Source organism: Bacillus sp. FG16, from assembly GCF_057809515.1.
Genome location: NZ_JBMDKC010000038.1, coordinates 1 through 20083 on the forward strand (window position 1 = coordinate 1; position 20083 = coordinate 20083).

A 20083-nucleotide genomic window follows, 5' to 3' on the forward strand; every position below is an offset into this window, starting at 1 on the left:
AAAATAAAAATTGACGTTTCACGTTGTTTGTTTCGTTCAGTTTTCAAAGAACTACGTTGTCGCTCATAAGCGACTTTATCAATATAACATTTTGTTATATTTTCGTCAACAACTTTTTTCAATAAGTTGTTTTTCGTTTGTTTTGCTTGTTACCTTTCGTGGCAACGGATATAAATATACCAGTTTAATTATTAAAATGCAATAGTTTTTCTAATAAAATTTTTAACTTAGTAAAAAAGTATAAAAACAGCACATTTCTTCTATATAAATATAATTTCTCGCACCATCAAGATCTATTATACCCACGCAACTCATACTCAAATAAAAAAAGCTTTGGAGAAATCTCCAAAGCTTAGTCTTGTTTATGGCGCATAGCAGGGAATAATAATACATCACGAATAGATGGTGCATTTGTTAATAACATAACTAGACGATCAATACCAATTCCTAACCCACCCGTAGGAGGCATACCGTACTCAAGAGCTTCAATATAATCGTCATCCATCATATGAGCTTCGTCATTACCTTGTTCGCGCTCTTTTAATTGCGCTTCAAAACGTTCTTTTTGATCGATTGGATCATTTAACTCAGTGAATGCATTTGCATGTTCACGTGCAACGATAAATAATTCGAAACGATCTGTGAATCGTGGATCTTCGTCATTCTTTTTCGCAAGTGGCGAAATTTCTACCGGATGACCGTAAATAAATGTTGGTTGGATTAATTTATCTTCTACTTTTTGTTCGAAGAATTCATTTATAATATGACCAACTTCCATTGTATCTTTAATTTCTACATTATGTTCTTTTGCAAGCTCACGCGCTTCTTCTACACTCATTGGATTCCAGAAATCCGCTCCAGAGTGTTGCTTAATCGCATCTACCATATGAAGACGTGTCCATTCTGGTTCTAGATTAATTTCATAATCACCATATTGGATTGTTGTTGTACCCAATACTTTTTTGGCAATATGAGCAACCATATTTTCTGTTAGTTTCATAATATCATTATAATCAGCGTACGCTTCATATAATTCAATCATCGTAAACTCAGGGTTATGACGAGTTGATACACCCTCATTACGGAATACACGGCCGATCTCATAAACTTTTTCTAATCCGCCCACAATAAGACGTTTTAAATGAAGTTCAATTGCGATACGCATATATAATTCCATATCTAACGCATTATGATGCGTAGTGAAAGGACGAGCAGACGCTCCACCTGCAATCGCGTGCATCATAGGCGTTTCTACTTCAAGATAACCGTTATCATCTAAATATCTTCTCATTTCACGAATGATTTTACTACGAGTAACAAATGTTTCACGACTTTCCATACTTGTAATTAAGTCTAAGTAACGTTGACGGTATCGTTGTTCAACATCTTTTAATCCATGATATTTATCCGGTAATGGACGAAGAGATTTCGTTAAAAGCGTAAATCCTGTTGCTTTTACTGAAAGTTCTCCAACGTTTGTTTTGAACACTTTACCTTCAATACCTACTAAGTCACCTAAATCTGCTGTCGTAAATAACTCGTACTCTTCATCTCCAACAGTATCTTTGCGAACGTAAATTTGAACTTGTCCATGTAAATCTTGAATGTGCGCGAATCCAGCTTTTCCTTTACCGCGTTTTGTCATAATACGACCAGCGATAGAAACAGTGATTCCTTTCTCTTCTAATTCTTCTTTAGAGAATTCTCCATATAGACTTACTAAGTCGGTTGTTGAATTTGTGCGTTCAAATCTTTTACCGAACGGATCGATTCCTTGCTCACGTAAATTATGTAGCTTTTCACGACGAACAAGCAATTGGTCGTTTAATTCTTCGTGGTTCATGTTATCCATGATATTGATATCACTCCAGCTCTATTAATTTTTACAATATATACAGTATAGCATTTTCTACTCAACTAGAAAAACTGCCAGCAACTAACTGGCAGTTCTTCTTTCTTTCACGTAATTATAGGAAGTGTGTAGAAGAATGTCAATCTTCTCCGTCCCCCTATTAACCAACGTAAATTGTTTGTTGTTTCGCCTCTACTTCTTCTACAAATTCACCTAATACATTCGCAAGGTCTTCACGTGTGTTGCAAGTATTGATGCCATTACGCACACTTGCATTACCACGAACACCTTTTAAATACCAAGCTGCATGCTTTCTCATCTCTCTTACAGCAACATTTTCGTTCTTTAAATCGATAAGGCGATCTAGATGTAACATACATACATCAATTTTCTCACGCACTGTTGGTTCCGGCATTAATTCACCTGTCTCTAAATACTTTACCGTTCGATAAATCATCCATGGATCCCCAAGAGCTGCACGGCCAATCATAACACCATCTACACCAATCTCATCAATCATACGCTTCGCATCTTGCGGTGTTTCGACATCACCATTTCCGATAACTGGGATATTTACAACTTGCTTTACTTGTTTAATGATATCCCAATCCGCTTTTCCTTCATACATTTGCACTCGCGTACGTCCGTGAACCGCCACAGCTTGTCCACCAGCACGCTCAACAGCTCTAGCATTTTCTATTGCGAAAATATGTTCTTCATCCCAACCGATACGCATTTTAACCGTAACCGGCTTTTCAACAGCATCTACAACCGCAGCTACCATTTCATATATTTTATTTGGGTCTAAAAGCCACCTTGCCCCCGCATCACATTTAACAATTTTCGGTACTGGGCAACCCATATTAATATCAATAATGTCTGCTGTCGTATATTTATCTACGTATTTCGCAGCATCTACAAGAGTTTCTTTCTCTCCACCGAAAATTTGTAAACTTAATGGTTTTTCTCTCTCATCGATATATAACATATCTAATGTTCTTTTGTTATTAAGCAATATTGCCTTATCACTTACCATTTCAGCACAAACTAAACCTGCACCAAATTCTTTCACTGTTAAACGGAATGCAGAGTTACACACTCCCGCCATCGGTGCTAATACAACCGGATTTTTCATCTCAATATTTGCAATCTTTAACAATCAACCTACTCCTTCCTGCACAGTCACTTTGGCATTAATTCATCTATCGAAACATTTAATGCCTTAGCAACTTCTACTACAAAATCTTGAGAAGGCGATCGATTCCCTCTCTCAACTTCACCTAAAACAGATACAGATACCCCTAATTCTTTAGCAAAACCTTCTTGCGTGTAGCCTTTTAGCTTTCGAAAAGCACGAATGCGTCTTCCCCATTTTTCTGCTTCCATACCGTTACTCCCTCTCGCCTTTTCATTTCTTCTACTTGTGAACGTGAAATGTTTTGTTTTATATTTTGGTTAATCTCTAACAACGGAACGATAACAAAAGCTCTTTCAAACATCCGCGGATGCGGAACAATAAGATTCTCTGCTTCAATATTTTCTTGATTATAAAGTAAAATGTCAAGGTCGATAGTCCTTGGCCCCCACCTAATTTCCCTTTTTCTTCCTAGGTCATTTTCTACTTTTTGTGTTACTTTCAATAATTCTTGCGGTGATAAATTGGTAGAAATTTTTATAACTAAATTTAAAAAACAACTTTGGTCAGTATAGCCAACTGGATCAGTTTCATACACTGACGAAACATCATCAACTTGAATATACGGACTTTTATTTAAAAACTGAATCGCTTCAGTTAAATACGTATAACGCTCTCCAATATTTGACCCTAATGCAATGTACGCTATATTATTCATGGACGTTCTCTCGTAATTTCTACTGCTACAGCGCGATAATGGCCCGGTATCGGCGGATCCGGTTTAATTACCTTAATTGTACACCGTGAAATACTTCCATATTGCTTTAATATGTCTGAGGCAATATTTTCAGCGATACTCTCTACAAGCTTATACCTTCTATCCTCGACAACTATTCTACATAATTCAAAAAGCTCTCCATAATTGACCGAATGCTCTAAGTCATCACTTTCTCCCGCGCGTTTTAAATCTATTTCCACCGTTAAATCAACTTTAAATCTCTGCCCTAATTTATTTTCCTCTGGGAATACACCATGATAACCATAAAACTCCATATCATGGATATAAATTTTATCCAATTACTTTACCCCCTTACCAATCATTGCATCCATCATCTTAGCCATACGCGCCATTTCTTTCACATCATGGACACGAACAAACTCACAGCCCTTTTCAATACCAAGACAAACAGTAGCTCCCGTTCCCTCAAGACGTTCCTCTACTGGCAAATCTAATACGTGCCCAATAAAGGACTTTCTCGAAGTACCTAAGAGAACCGGATAACCTAGCACATTTAACTGTTCTAAATTACGCATCGCCTCTAAGTTTTGCTCAGGTGTTTTAGCAAAACCGATACCTGGATCTAAAATAATATTCTCATCTCGCACACCAGCATTTTTAGCAATTTTAACACTGTCATACAAATCAGCAATCATATCGGCCATTAAATTACGATAATTCATATTATCGCGGTTATGCATTAAAATGATAGGTACATCATAATGGGCTGCGACTTCAGCAATTTTCGGCTCCGCCTTCGCTCCCCAAATATCATTAATAATATGAGCACCAGCCTCAATTGCTTGCTTTGCAACTTCAGCTTTATATGTATCGATAGATATAGGCAATTTCACCTCTTTTGAAACTGCTTGAATCATCGGGACAACTCGCTTTATTTCTTCTTCTACTGATACTTTAGCAAAACCCGGGCGAGTAGATTCGCCACCAATATCAATAATATGAGCACCTTCACCTTGCATTTCTTTTGCGTGACGTACCGCAGCATCTACCTCGTTGTAACTCCCACCATCAGAAAACGAATCTGGTGTTACATTTAAAATCCCCATAATTAATGTCTTTTCATTTAAATTCAATGTATATTCGCCGCAGCGTAAATCATAATCCCACTTCAAACTACACATCTCCTCTTCGTAATTCATTTCTGCTCCACAATTTCTCTCTCTGCATTCCATAAAGATACATTAAACTTTTTGTAACCACTCCCACTTTCCCCGGGAAATCCTGCGCTTCTATACGATAAAGCGGAACAATTTCTTGAATTGAGTTTGTTACAAAGACTTCATCTGCTGAAAGTAATTCATCTTTTGTAAAGAAACCTTCATTTACTTCTATATTCAATTCTTCAGCACTTTTTATAATAAACGCACGAGTGATACCATTTAAAATTCCTGTTTCTAACGAAGGTGTATATAAAACATCACCTTTCACAAAAAAGAGATTCGAAACAATACCCTCTGCAACATAACCTGCTTCAGTAAGGAAAATACCTTCCCTGCTCACAACATTTCCAATTTCACGCTTCCCTAAAATATTATTTAAATAATGATGAGACTTCAGACGAAATGCTCCTTCTGGTGTATTTCGCACTTGTTTTAAAATAACCCCTTCTTTTTCTACTACATCTTCTGGAGCTGTTAAAGGTTTTATAAAAACAATAACCGAAGGCTCTTCATACATTTCCGTTTGCAATCCTATTTCATCTACACCCGCCGATACATTAAAACGTACATACGCATGTTCCAATTCATTCTTAGCGAGTAGATTCTTCAAAATAAGCATCACGTCATCTTTTGTCATTGTCCATTTAATTTGCAATGTATCTAGCGCACCTATTAAACGGTTATAATGATCATCTAACAAAAAAGGATGACCATTATAAATACGAAATGTCTCAAAAACCCCCAGCCCATATAAATAGCCATGGTCATAAGGAGAAATTCTCGCTTCACTTGCTTCTACATACTGGCCATTTACGTAAATTAACATAATGTCGCACTTGGACTGTATTTACGAATGAAATTCTGCAACAACTCTTTCCCATGAGAAGTCATAATAGATTCCGGATGGAATTGTACACCCTCTATCGGCAGTGTCTTATGACGAATCGCCATAATTTCCCCTTCCTCTGTCCAAGATGTTACCTCTAAACAATCTGGCAATGACTCTTTCTTAACAATCAGGGAATGATAACGCGTTGCAGTAAATGGATTAGGAACATCTAAGAAAATCGTTTTCCCATCATGATGCATAAGCGACGTTTTTCCATGCATTAATCGCTCTGCACGAACAACTTCTCCACCAAATACTTGCGCAATCGATTGATGCCCAAGACAAACTCCAAAAATCGGAATCTCCCCAGCAAAGTATTTAATAACTTCCATACTAATCCCCGCTTCATTAGGACTACATGGACCTGGCGAAATCATTAGAAAATCTGGTTTCATATTCTCAATATCTGCAATACTCACTTCATCATTACGCTTAACAACAAGCTCTTGTCCAAGTTCTCCAAGAAACTGCACTAAATTAAATGTAAAGGAATCATAATTATCAATCATTAATATCATTTCTCTCACCTAACCGTTTCTTCGCTACGTTCTTTTGCACGCCATAAAGCAATCGCCTTTTTTAACGACTCTTTATATTCATTTTCCGGATTTGAATCAATTACAATTCCCGCTCCCGCTTGTACATGAGCTTTTCCATCTTTAGCAAGAAGTGTTCTAATTACAATATTCAATTCTGTATCCCCAGAATAACCAATCCAACCGATTGAACCTGTATAAATCCCTCTACGGACAGGTTCTAATTCCTCAATTATTTCCATCGTACGGATTTTCGGGGCACCAGTAATTGTTCCACCAGGGAATACAGCTTTCACTAAATCGAAAGCATCCTTATCTTCTTCCACCTCACCACGCACATTGGAAACGATATGCATAACATGTGAATACTTTTCAATTACCATAAATTCATCGACTTCTACAGTGCCATATTTACAAACGCGCCCTAAATCATTTCGTTCTAAATCTACAAGCATTACATGCTCTGCTCTTTCTTTTTCGTTCTCAATTAATTCTCTTGCTAATTCTTCATCCTCTTGCTCATCCGCGCCTCTAGATCTTGTTCCAGCAATTGGTCTTGTACTTACTTCGGTTCCCTGTTTCTTAATTAACAACTCTGGCGATCCACTAACAATTTGAAAATCTCCAAGCTCCAAGTAACCCATATATGGCGATGGATTAATTTCACGAAGACTTGTATAAATTTCTAGTGGGTGTGTTTGTAACGTTCTTTCTTGTCTCGTCGACAAGTTTACTTGGAACACATCACCAGCACCAATATATTCTTGAATACATTCAACTGCCTTCATAAAGCTTGCTTCAGTAAAAGCAACTGCTTCACTTTTCTTTTCAGGACTTTCAAAAGGCACGGTCACTTCAGGCGCTTCTGTCGCCCAAAGACTCTTCCACTCATTTAACCGTTCTTTCGCCTCTTCATATTTATCTACATAATGCGTAATAATCCATAACACTTGTTCTTTTTGATCATAGACAAATACGTCGTCAAATAATAAAAAGAAGATGTCAGGTATATTAATATCATCTTCCGCAAGAGAAGGCAGCTTTTCAATATAACGGATACAGTCATAACTGAAATAGCCAATTGCACCACCTTGAAAAGGCGGATACTCTGGATTATAGTCTGTTTTCCATTGCTCCATATATTCTTGCATTAAATCTAATGGATTCCCTCGTTTTATTGTTTCCTTACCACTTTCACTTATATGTAACGTTTCATCCTTCCCTCGGATTACCGCTACCGGGTTCAGCCCTACAATGTTATAACGACCGCCACGGCCGCTTTCTAACAAAATATGTTGTGATTTACCCTGAGAAAGAAATTTATATTGCTTAAAGAAATCTAACTGATATGGAATAGAAAGCGCTAAAGATTTTCTTCGTTGCATATCAACACCCCGTCTTCTTTTATCCCACCCTCTTAGATGAACCAGCTCAAACTACATAAGTTATTTATATAGAGATTGATTATACTCGAAGGCTAGTGAAAATAAATTAATTATACTACCTCTTATTTTACATGAAGTTTTCTAGTCATTCACTCTTTTCCTATTTCCAATCCAAAAAGAAAAAGCATCCTTTTTCAAGGATGCTTTTTCAATCGCGTTTAATTATGATTCAAATTGATAAAGTGGTGTACTTAAATAACGTTCGCCGTTACTTGGGATAATAACAAGTACCTTTTTCCCCTTACCTAACTTTTTCGCAATTTCTGTTGCTGCATAAATAACTGCGCCTGAAGAGATACCAACTAAAATACCTTCCTCTTTAGCCACTCTTCTCGCATATTCAAATGCTTGCTCTGTTTTCACTTGAATAATTTCATCATATACTTCTACATCCAATGTCTCTGGAACAAATCCCGCCCCAATTCCTTGGATTTTATGCGGACCCGGTTTCCCACCAGATAATACTGGCGAATCTGCAGGTTCTACTGCATAAATTTTAATACCTTCATATGCTTCCTTCAGCACTTCACCAGCACCAGTAATCGTTCCACCTGTACCAATACCTGCAATAAACGCATCTAATTGATCACCCATTTGTTCAACAATTTCTGGACCTGTTGTTAAACGATGAATTTGTGGATTTGATTGATTTTGGAACTGTTGCGGTATAAAGTAACCATGCTCTTTTGCTAATTCAGTTGCTTTACGAATTGCTCCACCCATTCCTTCAGGACCTGGAGTCAATACTAATTCAGCACCGTAAGCACGCAATAAATTACGACGCTCAATACTCATTGTTTCTGGCATTACTAAAATTGCATTATATCCTTTAGCAGCCGCTACCATCGCTAAACCAATTCCTGTGTTACCACTTGTTGGCTCAATGATTGTATCGCCCTCTTTTAACAATCCCTTTTTTTCAGCATCTTCAATCATAGCTAGTGCAATACGATCTTTAACGCTGCTCCCCGGATTCATAAACTCTAGTTTTAAGTATATATCTGCGCTATCTGATTCTACGATGCGGTTCAACTTAACGATCGGCGTTTTCCCGATTAATTCTGAAACTGATTGTGCCACTCGCATTCCTGTCACTCCTAACACCGAGTATTTTTATTGGTTTTATCTATATTTAGATTTTGTCAGAAAATTCCCTGTTTGTCAATCTCTTTGGAGGGTTAATCCCCTTATTACAAATTCTCAATTAAATTTGTAATATCTTCTTTAGAGAACTTGTATCGTTCATTACAGAAATGACAATGAACTTCTGTCTCTTCTTCTTCTTCACGAATTTGCTCTAACTCTGTTTTACCTAAACTAATTAACACACTCTCGATACGTTCACGTGAGCAAGTACAATTAAATTGAACATCCATTGTTTCCAATACTTTTACTTTATCTTCTCCAAGGACTGCGTATAGTAGCTCTTCTGGAGAAAGACCTTGTTCGATCAATGTTGATACAGGCGGGATTTTTTGCAAACGATCTTCAATGAATGAAATTGTTTCTTCCTGTGCGCCCGGCATAATTTGAAGGATAAATCCACCCGCCGCTAATACGCTGTCATCTCCATTTACAAGGACACCCACACCAACAGAAGAAGGCGTCTGCTCAGAAACTGCGAAATAATACGTGAAATCTTCCCCTAGTTCTCCCGAAACGATTGGAGATTGACCGATAAACGGCTCACGCATACCAATATCTTTAATTACTGTTACAAATCCTTCTGTACCTACCGCTTGATATACACGTAATTTCCCTTGTTCTGTTCCTTCAAAATCAACATGTGGATTCGTTACATAGCCACGTACTTCTCCATTTGCATGAGCATCCACTAAGATAAGGCCAATCGGTCCATTACCTTCTACTTTAATCGTTAACTTTTGATCACCTTTTAACATCGCACCCATCATTGTACCTGCAGTTAAAGAACGACCAAGTGCCGCCGAAGCTGTCCTCCATGTATCATGGCGTCTTTGTGCCTCACTTACTGTATTTGTTGTACGTACACTATACGCACGTACTTCTCCATCAAACGCTAACGCTTTTACTAAATAATCTTTCATACGTATTTATTCACCTTTCTCATGCTGTAAATTTGCATTACGCTCATATAACATATACAAGCCTTTTAACGTTAAAAATGGATCTACAATATCAATTACATTCGATTCTTCTGAAATTAATTTCGCCAATCCACCTGTTGCAATAACTCTCGGTTCTTGTTTAGCTTCCTCTTTCATACGCTTAACAATACCTTCCACTTGTCCTACATAACCATAAAGAATACCTGATTGCATCGCACTTACTGTATTCTTCCCAACAACACTGCTCGGTTTTGTAATTTCAATACGAGGAAGTTTTGCCGCCCTACTATATAAAGCCTCTGCTGAAATCATAATTCCTGGCGTAATAACTCCACCCATATAATGCTTTTCTTCGTTAATATAACAATATGTAGTAGCCGTACCAAAATCAACAATAATAAGCGGACTTCCATACAAGTGGATTCCTGCTACTGCATTTACAATTCGGTCTGCGCCTACTTCACGCGGATTTTCATATTTAATATTTAGCCCCGTTTTTATTCCAGGCCCTACTACAAGCGGTTTAATTTTAAAATATTTTTCACACATACGTTCTAAAGCGAACATAATTGGTGGTACGACCGAAGACACAATAATACCTTTCACATCTTCAAACGAAAGACCCTCATGATCAAGTAACTGTTTTACAAGCATTCCATATTCATCTTCTGTCTTATGACGATCTGTTTCCATGCGCCAATGCTGACGAAGTTCCCCCTCTTCAAACACGCCTAGTACAGCATTTGTGTTCCCTACATCCAATACAAAAATCATATTCTCACCACTTATCTTATTTAATCTATATTTGTGTAGTATGTATAAAACTTATAAAAACATCATATCACACATACCTATATAATCAGCTTTCCTATCCTCATCATTTTACAAAAAGATTGCTCTCTATTTCAATTTTTAATACCAGTTTTACTTAAATTACTTTATCCACTAAACTCTCAATAATAATTAATAAAAATCTTAACAAACAAAAAAGGAGTGACAATAGTCACTCCTTCATTTCTTACTTATCTTCTTTATCTTCTTTATCTTCATCGTCTTTCTTCATATTGATGTTTACTTTCACATCATCTGAAGATGTTGGACGCTCAGGTAATCTGCCATAATCATATAAATGATTAATTTGCTCTGCATCTAATGTTTCTACTTCAAGTAACGTTTTCGCGATAATATCAAGCTTATCTCGTTTTTCAGTAAGAATTTGTTTTGCACGAGCATAACAGTCTTTAATAATTGTTTGCATTTCCACATCAATTTCATGTGCGATTGCATCACTGTAGTTTTGTTCTGAATGGAAGTCTCTTCCTAAGAATACTTGACCACCTTGTGAGCTACCAAATTGCATCGGTCCAAGCTTATCACTCATACCGAATTCCGTAACCATACGTCTTGCAATACCAGTCGCACGTTGGAAGTCGTTGTGAGCACCTGTACTTGCTTCACCAAATACAATTTCCTCAGCTACTCGACCACCAAGTAAACCAGTGATTTTATCAAGTAACTCTGGCTTTGTCATGAAGTAACGATCTTCCTTCGGAAGCATTACCGCATATCCACCAGCTTGACCACGAGGGACAATTGTTACTTTATGAACGACATCAGCTTCATCAAGAACAACACCAATTACAGTATGGCCCGCTTCATGGAAAGCAACGATATTACGTTCTTTTTCAGAGATAACACGACTTTTCTTAGCTGGACCTGCGATAACACGATCCGTTGCTTCATCGATATCACTCATATCAATTTTCTTCTTATCTCGACGTGCAGCTACTAAAGCAGCTTCGTTTAATAAGTTTTCAAGATCCGCACCAGAGAATCCTGGTGTACGAGTCGCAATTGCTCTTAAATTAATATGCTCATCAAGCGGTTTATTACGCGCATGTACTTTCAGTACAGCTTCACGACCATTTACATCTGGACGATCTACTGTAATTTGACGGTCAAAACGACCTGGACGTAATAACGCTGGGTCAAGAATGTCTGGACGGTTTGTCGCAGCAATGATAATAATACCTTCGTTTGCACCGAATCCATCCATTTCAACAAGTAACTGGTTCAATGTTTGCTCACGCTCATCATGACCACCACCAAGACCTGCGCCACGTTGACGACCTACTGCATCAATTTCATCAATGAAAATGATACAAGGAGCATTTTTCTTTGCATTTTCAAATAAATCACGTACACGTGATGCACCGACACCGACAAACATCTCTACAAAGTCAGAACCACTGATAGAGAAGAATGGAACGCCAGCCTCACCTGCAACAGCACGTGCTAATAAAGTTTTACCTGTACCTGGAGGTCCAACTAATAGGACACCCTTCGGAATACGGGCACCAACTTCAGAAAACTTACGAGGGTCTTTTAAGAATTCAACTACCTCAACAAGTTCTTGTTTCTCTTCATCCGCCCCAGCAACATCTCTGAAACGAACTTTTTTCTTTTCATCATTATATAACTTCGCCTTACTTTTCCCGAAGTTCATAACACGGCTACCGCCGCCTTGAGCTTGGTTTAATAAGAAGAAGAATAAAATGAAGATGATGACAAACGGAATGATTGAAGTAAAGAATGTTACCCAAGCACTTGTTTCTTCTGCTGGTTGATACTTAACTTCGGCACCTTTCGCTTTATCATTGATTTTCTTTTGTAATTCCTCAGTATTTGGTGCATAAGTAACAAATTGTTCTCCTTGGCTAGATTTATTGAATTGTCCTTTTACCTCAAATACACCATTTTTCGGTTGAAGTTGCACATTACGCACTTCACCGCTTTCTAGTTTAGTAATGAATTTGTCGTAGCTAACTGATGTCGTTTTTTGTGTCGAACCATTAAAATAGCTCACGATTCCAATTACTACTAAGAATATCAGTAAATAAAAGATGGTATTACGGAAGATACGATTCATTCCTAACCTCCTCTCACGGCATAAACACTATAGTAAATCGTAACATAGAAAAACTTTCCTATACAATTGTAAAGCCTGTATTTAATTAATTTGAGTAAACGCTTGGTTTTAATACGCCTACATAAGGAAGATTACGGTACTGCTCTTTATAATCTAATCCATATCCTACTACAAATTCATGTGGAACAGTAAATCCAACATAATCCGCTTTCAGATCAACCTTACGGCCTGTTGGCTTATCTAATAATGTAACAATTTTTACAGACTTCGCTTTACGATATTTGAATAAGTCTACTAAGTAGCTTAGTGTAAGACCACTATCAATAATATCTTCGACGATTAAAATATCGCGACCTTCTACAGAAGTATCAAGATCTTTTAAAATTTTCACTTCGCCTGTTGAAACTGTAGAGTGACCATAACTAGATACAGCCATAAAATCCATTTCAAGATATGTATCTGTTCTCTTTAATAAATCTGCCATGAATGGCATTGCGCCTTTTAATACACCAATTGCAAGAGGTACTGTGTTTTTATAATCCTCTGCAATAACTGCACCTAGTTCGCGCACCTTTTCTTGTATTTGTTCTTCAGAAATTAATACTTTTTCGATATCTTGATTCATCATTTCATTATCCTCCCGGAAGACTCCTTGCTTTTGTAGTGAATAATCATATATTTATCCTTCTTTGCCATCTCTTTCGAAATTGCAAATGCAGATCGCTTCAACAAGGGTACCCAAATAATGTTCCCACTTGCGTCACAAACGACCGGCCATTCTTCCCTTTTTTCTTTCGGTACTTTCGCTTCGATAAAAATAGTTTTTATCTTTTTCGTGCCATCCATACCTTGTATTGACATGCGATCTCCATTTTCTCTAGAACGAATACGAAGTGGATATGATATATCATTATACTTAGCAACAAATACTGTTTCATTCATGTTACTTGGTATATCTTCGCTCACCTCTGTTACAAATTCATCCCCGTTCAATATTGTAATGGTCCCGGGTACTGATAAATCTTGTAAAAAAGGAGAGGCAATTTCTTGTTTAAATCTAAAGCTACACTCCTCGTATGTGCGAACAATTTTCAAATCACCTGGAAAATCAAGTGAACCTGAAGGTTGTGTCCGCTTAAAAAACTCAATCACCTTGTCAATATGTATAGAAGAAAGAGAAGATGGAATCTTATATTCATAAAGATAGTTTAATATTAGTTGAATCCCTCTTCTTTGTAAAGGCATAGACATGGATTCAAAGTCAGGAATTGATAAGCTAATTTGTTTATCACTTTTTTTTGTAATTACTTTATTCATTTTCTCAAAAGCTAATTCCTGCAAATAAGCCTCATCCTCTTGCATTTGCACGCTAAATTTTTGGAATTTCTCATGCATTTGTGGATTTTCTTCTTTTAAGTGAGGAAGGACATATTTACGTAATCGATTCCTTGTATATAATTCCTTTTTATTACTCGGATCTATACGCGGAATTAAATTTAGCTTATTACAGTAATCAACAATTTCTTCCTTCGTTACCCCAAGTAACGGCCTAATTAAATACCCATTATGAAAAGGACGCTTCACTGCAATTCCTGCATATCCTTTCGGAGTACTCCCTCTTACAAGACGCATTAAAATTGTCTCTACTTGATCATCTCCATGATGTCCAAGTGCAACATATCTTGCATCATATTTCTTCATTATTCTTTCCAAAAATGCATATCTGCATTCTCTAGCAGCAACCTGTGCATTCATCCCGTATTGCTGTTGATATTGTGATACATTAATCCTTATCGTTTCACAAATAATTCCTAGTTCTTCACAAAGGCCCTGCACAAACTGTAAATCCTCATGAGATTCCTCACCTCTAAACATATGATCCACATGAGCCACTACAATTTCCAACTGTTTTTCCGCTCTTTTTTCTAATAAATAATATAAAAGGGCTAACGAGTCAGGACCACCAGAAACTCCCACAACAATCGTTGAATCATTCTTTAATACATCATGCTGCTTTACAAAGTCATCTACTTTTTCAACAAATGTATCTTTCAACTTCGCAATCACCTTTCATTAAACAAGAACAGCAACGTTAGTCACCTTGTTTATAATGGTACAACTTTTACAAACATTGTGCAAAAAAAAGATATACAAAAATTACATTTTTATTTTACATCCTCCGTGTGTATTCACAAAATTAATAACATTACCTTTTCCCACAAAAAAACCTAGGTATTCACCTAGGTTTTTAAAATCAAATTATAGATAAACATTCCACTTACATTTTACTGCGCCTGCATTCCTACAATCGGAATCGTAGCCCACTTCGGCATATTTTTCTTCACTTTTGCCACTACAATAGTCATATCATCATTTATATAACCATCACAAGAGCGAATCACTTCTTCCATAATGATATCAGCAATTTCTTGCGGGTCTTCGGTTTGCAATTCTTTAATTTTCCGTTTCATCCACAATTCATGATTCTCTACATGCTGTGCTCCCTCAAAAATCCCATCACTCATCATAATAAGGATATCGCCCGTTTTTAATTGTTCACCCACCACATCAACTTCAACATCCTCGATGATTCCCATCGGCAAGTTACTTGCTTCAATTTTCAAAATATTATTCGCGCGTTTGACAAAACTCGGTGTTGATCCAATCTTTAAAAACCTTGCACTCGCATCTCGTAAATCTACCATAGCTAAATCTAATGTCGTAAACATCTCTTCCGTCGTTCTCAAAGAAAGAATTGAATTGATAGACTTAATTGCTATTTCTTCATCAATACCCGATTGGAGTATTTTTTGTAATAATTTCACCGTTTCCTTACTTTCCATATGAGCTCTTTGCCCATTTCCCATACCATCACTAATCGCAAGTGCATATTTACCAACACTTAAATCCATCATCGCATAAGAGTCACCCGAAACAAATCCACCACCTTTTGCAGCTGTAGCCAATCCTGTATCAAGAGAGTACGTCTTCGCCGAACCAAATGATATTAAACTGTGGCCATTTGGATAAGAAGACTTTTCTTCATGTTTAACGACAATATTTTCTTTAAGGATATCCGAAAGCATCGGTGCAACTAACTTTTCACATTCACCATGTTCATTAGATGCAACTGGAATCAACATTTCAATATCAATACTTCCTCTATCTAAACAATAAATATCAACATGCTCTACTTCGACACCAAAATCACGGAACGCTTGCATAATCTGCTCTTCCTGCACTTGATGATTTTCACGCTCTCGTTGTATCTCCTTAGCAAAATCCTCCATAACCTTTGATACACCTAATAGTTGCTCCGCAACTATTCTACGATTTTCCTTCATTTGTTTTCGTAATTTTTGTCCCTCATAGAAATGATCTAATTCACCCGCTACTAAATCTGTCACTTTTTTCCCTCTCACACAATGCTTGTCCCACTCACGAACTAATTTACGATTATGTTGCAGGGTTCCTTCTTCCGTTTCACTCATTATTTGTTTCATATAATCGTACGTTTTATCGAAATTCACTACCCAGCATTGATCCTTTTTAAAGCATGTTTGACATGTTTTCGCAGTAATTGTACTCAAAAACAAATCTGCTTCTGTCTCTTTATCTTCTTCCTCTACATACCCATATACAGAAAAGCTATTAGATAAAGCAGCAAATACATTTGCAAATTGATTGATTTTGTTTGCTGTAACATCACGCATCCTTCTTAAATATTGTTGTTGATCTTGCGAATGCTCTTGTGTACCTGGCATAAATTTAGCAATACGATCCAAAACAAGCTTTGGCGTTAATAAGAAGATCGCAATCGCTACACCTGACTCAATTAAAGTTGTTACAATATTCGTCTGCTTGTCTACATATAATGTAATTAAGCTTGTCCCTATTAATAACCCTAAACTAACACCTAAACGCTTCCCTTCTTTTAACAACCCACCAAGCAATCCAGAAAAAGCGAGAAGGCTAAGCTGAGACAAACTAGACACATTTGCTAAACTTAATATCAATCCTGTTACGACCCCCACTGTAGATCCTGTAGCAGCACCCGCAATAAATGCAAATACTAGTACTAAATACCTTGTAAAAATATGTTGAATAGAAGCATCATATACAAACCAATCTGTTGTACCCGTTAAAACAGATGCTAGTAATATAATCAAACAAACAATTTCTTCCGTCTCTAATGCCTGTTGTTTTCCTTTCCTTTCCACTAAAAGCGGGACACTTTGTAAAAATATCATAGTTAATACGAAACTAAGCCCAGCCTCAATGGTACTAACGAGTAAATCGTACATGGTGACAGTTTGTTGTGCAAAGTATACAACAACTAAGTGTGCGGTTAATGCGGAGATAAATACTTGAAATGGAACAAGTCCAACGGTTTTACGTGTAAATCTACTAAAGAAGATATTATAAATGAAGAAAGTAAAGATAGATGCAAAAGTAAAAAACAAATTATCTATCGAGACTGAAAGAGCTCCTCCCATTAGAGCTAAAAATGCTAACGGCATCTTATCCCGCTTCATAACATAAACAGCAGCAAAAAACGGAAGTGCAAAAGGTAAAATATTTGTTAATATATATGCTCGTCCCAAAAGAAAACCAATAACAACAATAATAAATCCCCATCTAAAGAAAACTTGCTCAAATTTCATTCGCAACTTACTCGTCCACTTTATTCCTCCAAGCTGACTCTCATTCATTGCCAATGCACTTGTATTCATAGTATTCCTTCCTGCTTTAGGCATATTTTTAACACCACCTGCATAGTTTAATTACTGTCATTATAAAAGATGATTGTTGGGATTTTTGTCAAAACAACAGTTTTCACTTTTATAATCGTTCGACTTTTTATTCGAAATAACTCTACAGATATACACAGTATGTAAGTTATTTTTGAATTTTTAATTAAATATTCAGAAAATATAGGGTGATTTTGTAGAAGTGTTGTATATCTTAATTTATTCAACAAAAAAAGATCATGCAAATTTGCATGATCTTTTTAGATGACCCGTACGGGATTCGAACCCGTGTTACCGCCGTGAAAGGGCGGTGTCTTAACCACTTGACCAACGGGCCGTTAAATTAAATATAGCGGCGGAGGGGATCGAACCCCCGACCTCACGGGTATGAACCGTACGCTCTAGCCAGCTGAGCTACACCGCCATGTCGTCTTATTTAACGGACAATTAGTATCTTACATCAGATATTATTTAAAGTCAACACATCTCAAAAAAAAATTTAAAAATATATTTTAACATATAAAAAAGCACCCTGAGCCATCACTCTGGGTACCTCTCTATATGTTAAAAACTAAACGGCCTTATTATCCGCGACGCGCGCCACGGCCACCACGTTTAGACTCTGTGTTACGCTTTAAAGAAGTTAAGCGATCTTCGCTATCCTTTAAGAAGCGTGCCATCTTTTGCTCAAATGTTTCTTTTGGAGCTCGGTCGTTACCGCCACCGCGATTATCTCTGTTGAAAGAGCGATTATTACGTTGTGGACGTCCAGAACGTTGTTGATCACCACCGCGTTGGTATTCACCGCGTGGACGATCTCCTTCTGTTTTTTCACGTTCTTTCGCTTTTTTGATAGATAAACCAATCTTTCCATCTTTTTCAACATTAATAACTTTTACTTCTACTTGGTCGCCCACTTTTAAGTGATCGTTAATATCTTTTACATAGTTATCAGCAACTTCACTAATATGAACAAGACCAGTTAAGCCTTCTGGCAGCTCCACAAAAGCCCCAAAATTTGTAATACCTGTTACTTTACCCTGTAACTTGCTGCCTACCTCGATTGACATAAAAAAAATGCTCCTCCTTAGTGGTTAAAAAGTCAAATTTTACTTTATTATATATAATCCTAAAATATAGTGTCAATAAGACATACTCTACTTAGAAACAGGAAAAATTATCTCCCCTTTACCAGAGAAGAAATAATCCCTTCTAGCAATCTTTAATACATACTCTTCATCATTTAACTTTTGAACTTCGTCTTTTAGACTTTTTTCTTTATTCGTTAATGAATCCAGTTCTTTTTTCATGTCCTTAACTTTTGCTTCTTTTGCTTTAATGGAACTGTTTTGTTGATAAAACGTTACACTAATGCTCGCAATAATTGTAAAAGTAAAGACAAGAAAAACCGCTAAACGGCGATAAAGTCGCTTCCTGTTCTCATCCGTTTGTATTATATGCTCTTTAACAGGATTTGGACTCTGCTTTTCGATTGTTCTTTGTCTCAGTTCCCTCATTTCCGAGGTCCCCCTAACTTCTTTTTTATACGCTCCCATAGTTGGAAGATATGCCCCTTCAATTTTGCTATATATTGCAGGAACCCTATATGTTTCACTATAAAAAGTTTAACACGATTAGGGAGAAGTTTCCATATGAGCGAAGCAATAAATCGAACAGGCCAGAAAAAAACTTTCCATATGAAAAGTAATATCCAAATCACCATTTTCCATAACACATGTCCAATTGAAAGCAGTATACGAAATAAGAATAATATAAATGCAATAAATAGCTGCGCTATAATAATAACAGGTTTTATCATGAGTAGCTGTATAATTCGAACAAAAAAATATGTTGTTTGCATAAAAATATAGATGAGAAAATTTAACAGCTTCATGTATAGTGCTTTCAGTAAGCTTTGATATGCCGCAAAACCACATAATAATGCCAAAAACACATATATACGTAGTTCAGCTTCATTTACGAGAAGCAATACATAAAAGACGAATAATGCTTGGACAATCCAAAATAATATATCATGTATAAATACAAGCCAACGTTTACGCTCTTGACGCTTTAAAAAACGTTGATATGTATCTAAAGATGCTCCAATCCAAGCACCCATTCCAATCATTGAAAGCATTGTATACAACTGAATTGTTAAGCTCATTTAAACAACTTACTAAAGAAACCTTTAGTTTTTTCTCCTTGATTTTCATCAATATACAGCATCTCATGAACTTTCCCTTTAATCGACACAATGCCTTTTTCCACATCTAAATTTTTCATTTGTAAATTTTGACCACGAATCGTTAAAAAACCCATTACGGTTTCGAGTAAAAACTCCTCGCTATCAAAACTCTCTACTTGCTTCACACCAGTAATATCAATTACACGCCTGCCACGCATAATAATATCATGCTCTACAGAAACATTTTGTTGATTAGAAGACGTAGGTGAGTAACCATTATTCACGTAAATCCCCCCATAGGTTTTTACTAGC

General features: G+C 36.7%; 20 protein-coding genes and 2 tRNA genes. All 22 read right to left on the bottom strand.

The features are described 5' to 3' along the window. Positions 1-352: 352 nt before the first annotated feature. Positions 353-1852 (bottom strand): lysine--tRNA ligase, encoded by a 1500-nt coding sequence (gene lysS, locus ACODS7_RS15370; protein WP_016079499.1) that lies wholly within the window; start codon positions 1850-1852, stop codon positions 353-355. A gap of 160 nt (positions 1853-2012) precedes the next feature. Further along, positions 2013-3011 carry a tRNA dihydrouridine synthase DusB gene (dusB, locus tag ACODS7_RS15375; protein WP_243168574.1) on the bottom strand — a complete coding sequence of 333 codons (999 nt, stop codon included), beginning with the start codon at positions 3009-3011 and terminating at the stop codon, positions 2013-2015. Between the two features lie 23 nt (positions 3012-3034). Then, positions 3035-3238: a helix-turn-helix domain-containing protein gene (locus ACODS7_RS15380; RefSeq protein ID WP_000387030.1), complete on the bottom strand. Its 204-nt coding sequence runs from the start codon at positions 3236-3238 to the stop codon at positions 3035-3037. After that, positions 3190-3705 (bottom strand): 2-amino-4-hydroxy-6-hydroxymethyldihydropteridine diphosphokinase, encoded by a 516-nt coding sequence (gene folK / locus ACODS7_RS15385; protein WP_016079501.1) that lies wholly within the window; start codon positions 3703-3705, stop codon positions 3190-3192. Before folK ends, ACODS7_RS15380 begins: the two co-directional genes overlap by 49 nt. After that, positions 3702-4064, bottom strand: coding sequence for a dihydroneopterin aldolase (gene folB / locus ACODS7_RS15390; RefSeq protein ID WP_016079502.1), 363 nt, complete (start codon positions 4062-4064; stop codon positions 3702-3704). The genes folK and folB overlap by 4 nt, the downstream gene beginning before the upstream one ends. Beyond that, positions 4065-4925, bottom strand: a complete 861-nt coding sequence (gene folP / locus ACODS7_RS15395) for a dihydropteroate synthase (protein WP_016079503.1) — start codon at positions 4923-4925, stop codon at positions 4065-4067. Then, positions 4900-5772 (bottom strand): aminodeoxychorismate lyase, encoded by an 873-nt coding sequence (gene pabC / locus ACODS7_RS15400; protein ID WP_043935433.1) that lies wholly within the window; start codon positions 5770-5772, stop codon positions 4900-4902. The genes folP and pabC overlap by 26 nt, the downstream gene beginning before the upstream one ends. Next, positions 5766-6353 (bottom strand): aminodeoxychorismate/anthranilate synthase component II, encoded by a 588-nt coding sequence (gene pabA, locus ACODS7_RS15405; RefSeq protein WP_016079505.1) that lies wholly within the window; start codon positions 6351-6353, stop codon positions 5766-5768. Before pabA ends, pabC begins: the two co-directional genes overlap by 7 nt. A gap of 5 nt (positions 6354-6358) precedes the next feature. Further along, positions 6359-7756 carry an aminodeoxychorismate synthase component I gene (pabB, locus tag ACODS7_RS15410; protein WP_016079506.1) on the bottom strand — a complete coding sequence of 466 codons (1398 nt, stop codon included), beginning with the start codon at positions 7754-7756 and terminating at the stop codon, positions 6359-6361. Between the two features lie 222 nt (positions 7757-7978). Further along, positions 7979-8902, bottom strand: coding sequence for a cysteine synthase A (gene cysK, locus ACODS7_RS15415; RefSeq protein WP_016079507.1), 924 nt, complete (start codon positions 8900-8902; stop codon positions 7979-7981). 104 nt (positions 8903-9006) lie between these two features. Beyond that, positions 9007-9882: a redox-regulated molecular chaperone HslO gene (hslO, locus tag ACODS7_RS15420; protein WP_243168575.1), complete on the bottom strand. Its 876-nt coding sequence runs from the start codon at positions 9880-9882 to the stop codon at positions 9007-9009. Between the two features lie 6 nt (positions 9883-9888). Next, complete coding sequence (locus ACODS7_RS15425) at positions 9889-10677, bottom strand: type III pantothenate kinase (RefSeq protein WP_016079509.1); 789 nt, start codon at positions 10675-10677, stop codon at positions 9889-9891. Between the two features lie 244 nt (positions 10678-10921). Then, the gene (gene ftsH / locus ACODS7_RS15430; protein ID WP_243168576.1) at positions 10922-12832 is read right to left on the bottom strand and encodes an ATP-dependent zinc metalloprotease FtsH; all 1911 of its coding nucleotides are present in this window, start codon (positions 12830-12832) and stop codon (positions 10922-10924) included. An 85-nt stretch (positions 12833-12917) separates the two neighbouring features. Continuing rightward, entirely contained in the window at positions 12918-13460 is a 543-nt protein-coding gene (gene hpt / locus ACODS7_RS15435; protein ID WP_000981846.1) for a hypoxanthine phosphoribosyltransferase, read from the bottom strand. After that, positions 13457-14887, bottom strand: coding sequence for a tRNA lysidine(34) synthetase TilS (gene tilS, locus ACODS7_RS15440; protein WP_243168577.1), 1431 nt, complete (start codon positions 14885-14887; stop codon positions 13457-13459). Before tilS ends, hpt begins: the two co-directional genes overlap by 4 nt. 230 nt (positions 14888-15117) lie before the next feature. After that, entirely contained in the window at positions 15118-17589 is a 2472-nt protein-coding gene (spoIIE, locus tag ACODS7_RS15445; RefSeq protein ID WP_001123551.1) for a stage II sporulation protein E, read from the bottom strand. Between the two features lie 259 nt (positions 17590-17848). Then, positions 17849-17920 (bottom strand) — tRNA-Glu (locus ACODS7_RS15450). A 13-nt stretch (positions 17921-17933) separates the two neighbouring features. Beyond that, positions 17934-18007: transfer RNA gene (locus ACODS7_RS15455), tRNA-Met, on the bottom strand. A gap of 160 nt (positions 18008-18167) precedes the next feature. Continuing rightward, entirely contained in the window at positions 18168-18653 is a 486-nt protein-coding gene (locus tag ACODS7_RS15460; RefSeq protein WP_000021451.1) for a S1 domain-containing RNA-binding protein, read from the bottom strand. A gap of 87 nt (positions 18654-18740) precedes the next feature. Continuing rightward, entirely contained in the window at positions 18741-19100 is a 360-nt protein-coding gene (divIC, locus tag ACODS7_RS15465) for a cell division protein DivIC (protein ID WP_001208739.1), read from the bottom strand. Beyond that, positions 19097-19750: a spore cortex biosynthesis protein YabQ gene (yabQ, locus tag ACODS7_RS15470; protein ID WP_000059773.1), complete on the bottom strand. Its 654-nt coding sequence runs from the start codon at positions 19748-19750 to the stop codon at positions 19097-19099. The genes divIC and yabQ overlap by 4 nt, the downstream gene beginning before the upstream one ends. After that, a complete protein-coding gene (gene yabP, locus ACODS7_RS15475; RefSeq protein ID WP_001059105.1) occupies positions 19747-20055 on the bottom strand; it encodes a sporulation protein YabP in 309 nt (102 codons plus the stop codon). Before yabP ends, yabQ begins: the two co-directional genes overlap by 4 nt. Positions 20056-20083 lie beyond the last annotated feature (28 nt).

Bases quoted from the DNA above. Each gene is read 5' to 3' on its own strand.
- folK (WP_016079501.1), bottom strand. From the start codon at position 3,705: ATGAATAATATAGCGTACATTGCATTAGGGTCAAATATTGGAGAGCGT.
- folP (WP_016079503.1), bottom strand. From the start codon at position 4,925: ATGAATTACGAAGAGGAGATGTGTAGTTTGAAGTGGGATTATGATTTA.
- pabA (WP_016079505.1), bottom strand. From the start codon at position 6,353: ATGATATTAATGATTGATAATTATGATTCCTTTACATTTAATTTAGTG.
- hslO (WP_243168575.1), bottom strand. From the start codon at position 9,882: ATGAAAGATTATTTAGTAAAAGCGTTAGCGTTTGATGGAGAAGTACGT.
- pabC (WP_043935433.1), bottom strand. From the start codon at position 5,772: ATGTTAATTTACGTAAATGGCCAGTATGTAGAAGCAAGTGAAGCGAGA.
- yabQ (WP_000059773.1), bottom strand. From the start codon at position 19,750: ATGAGCTTAACAATTCAGTTGTATACAATGCTTTCAATGATTGGAATG.
- ACODS7_RS15460 (WP_000021451.1), bottom strand. From the start codon at position 18,653: ATGTCAATCGAGGTAGGCAGCAAGTTACAGGGTAAAGTAACAGGTATT.
- divIC (WP_001208739.1), bottom strand. From the start codon at position 19,100: ATGAGGGAACTGAGACAAAGAACAATCGAAAAGCAGAGTCCAAATCCT.
- cysK (WP_016079507.1), bottom strand. From the start codon at position 8,902: ATGCGAGTGGCACAATCAGTTTCAGAATTAATCGGGAAAACGCCGATC.
- hpt (WP_000981846.1), bottom strand. From the start codon at position 13,460: ATGATGAATCAAGATATCGAAAAAGTATTAATTTCTGAAGAACAAATA.
- lysS (WP_016079499.1), bottom strand. From the start codon at position 1,852: ATGGATAACATGAACCACGAAGAATTAAACGACCAATTGCTTGTTCGT.
- ACODS7_RS15425 (WP_016079509.1), bottom strand. From the start codon at position 10,677: ATGATTTTTGTATTGGATGTAGGGAACACAAATGCTGTACTAGGCGTG.
- pabB (WP_016079506.1), bottom strand. From the start codon at position 7,756: ATGCAACGAAGAAAATCTTTAGCGCTTTCTATTCCATATCAGTTAGAT.
- spoIIE (WP_001123551.1), bottom strand. From the start codon at position 17,589: ATGCCTAAAGCAGGAAGGAATACTATGAATACAAGTGCATTGGCAATG.
- ftsH (WP_243168576.1), bottom strand. From the start codon at position 12,832: ATGAATCGTATCTTCCGTAATACCATCTTTTATTTACTGATATTCTTA.
- ACODS7_RS15380 (WP_000387030.1), bottom strand. From the start codon at position 3,238: ATGGAAGCAGAAAAATGGGGAAGACGCATTCGTGCTTTTCGAAAGCTA.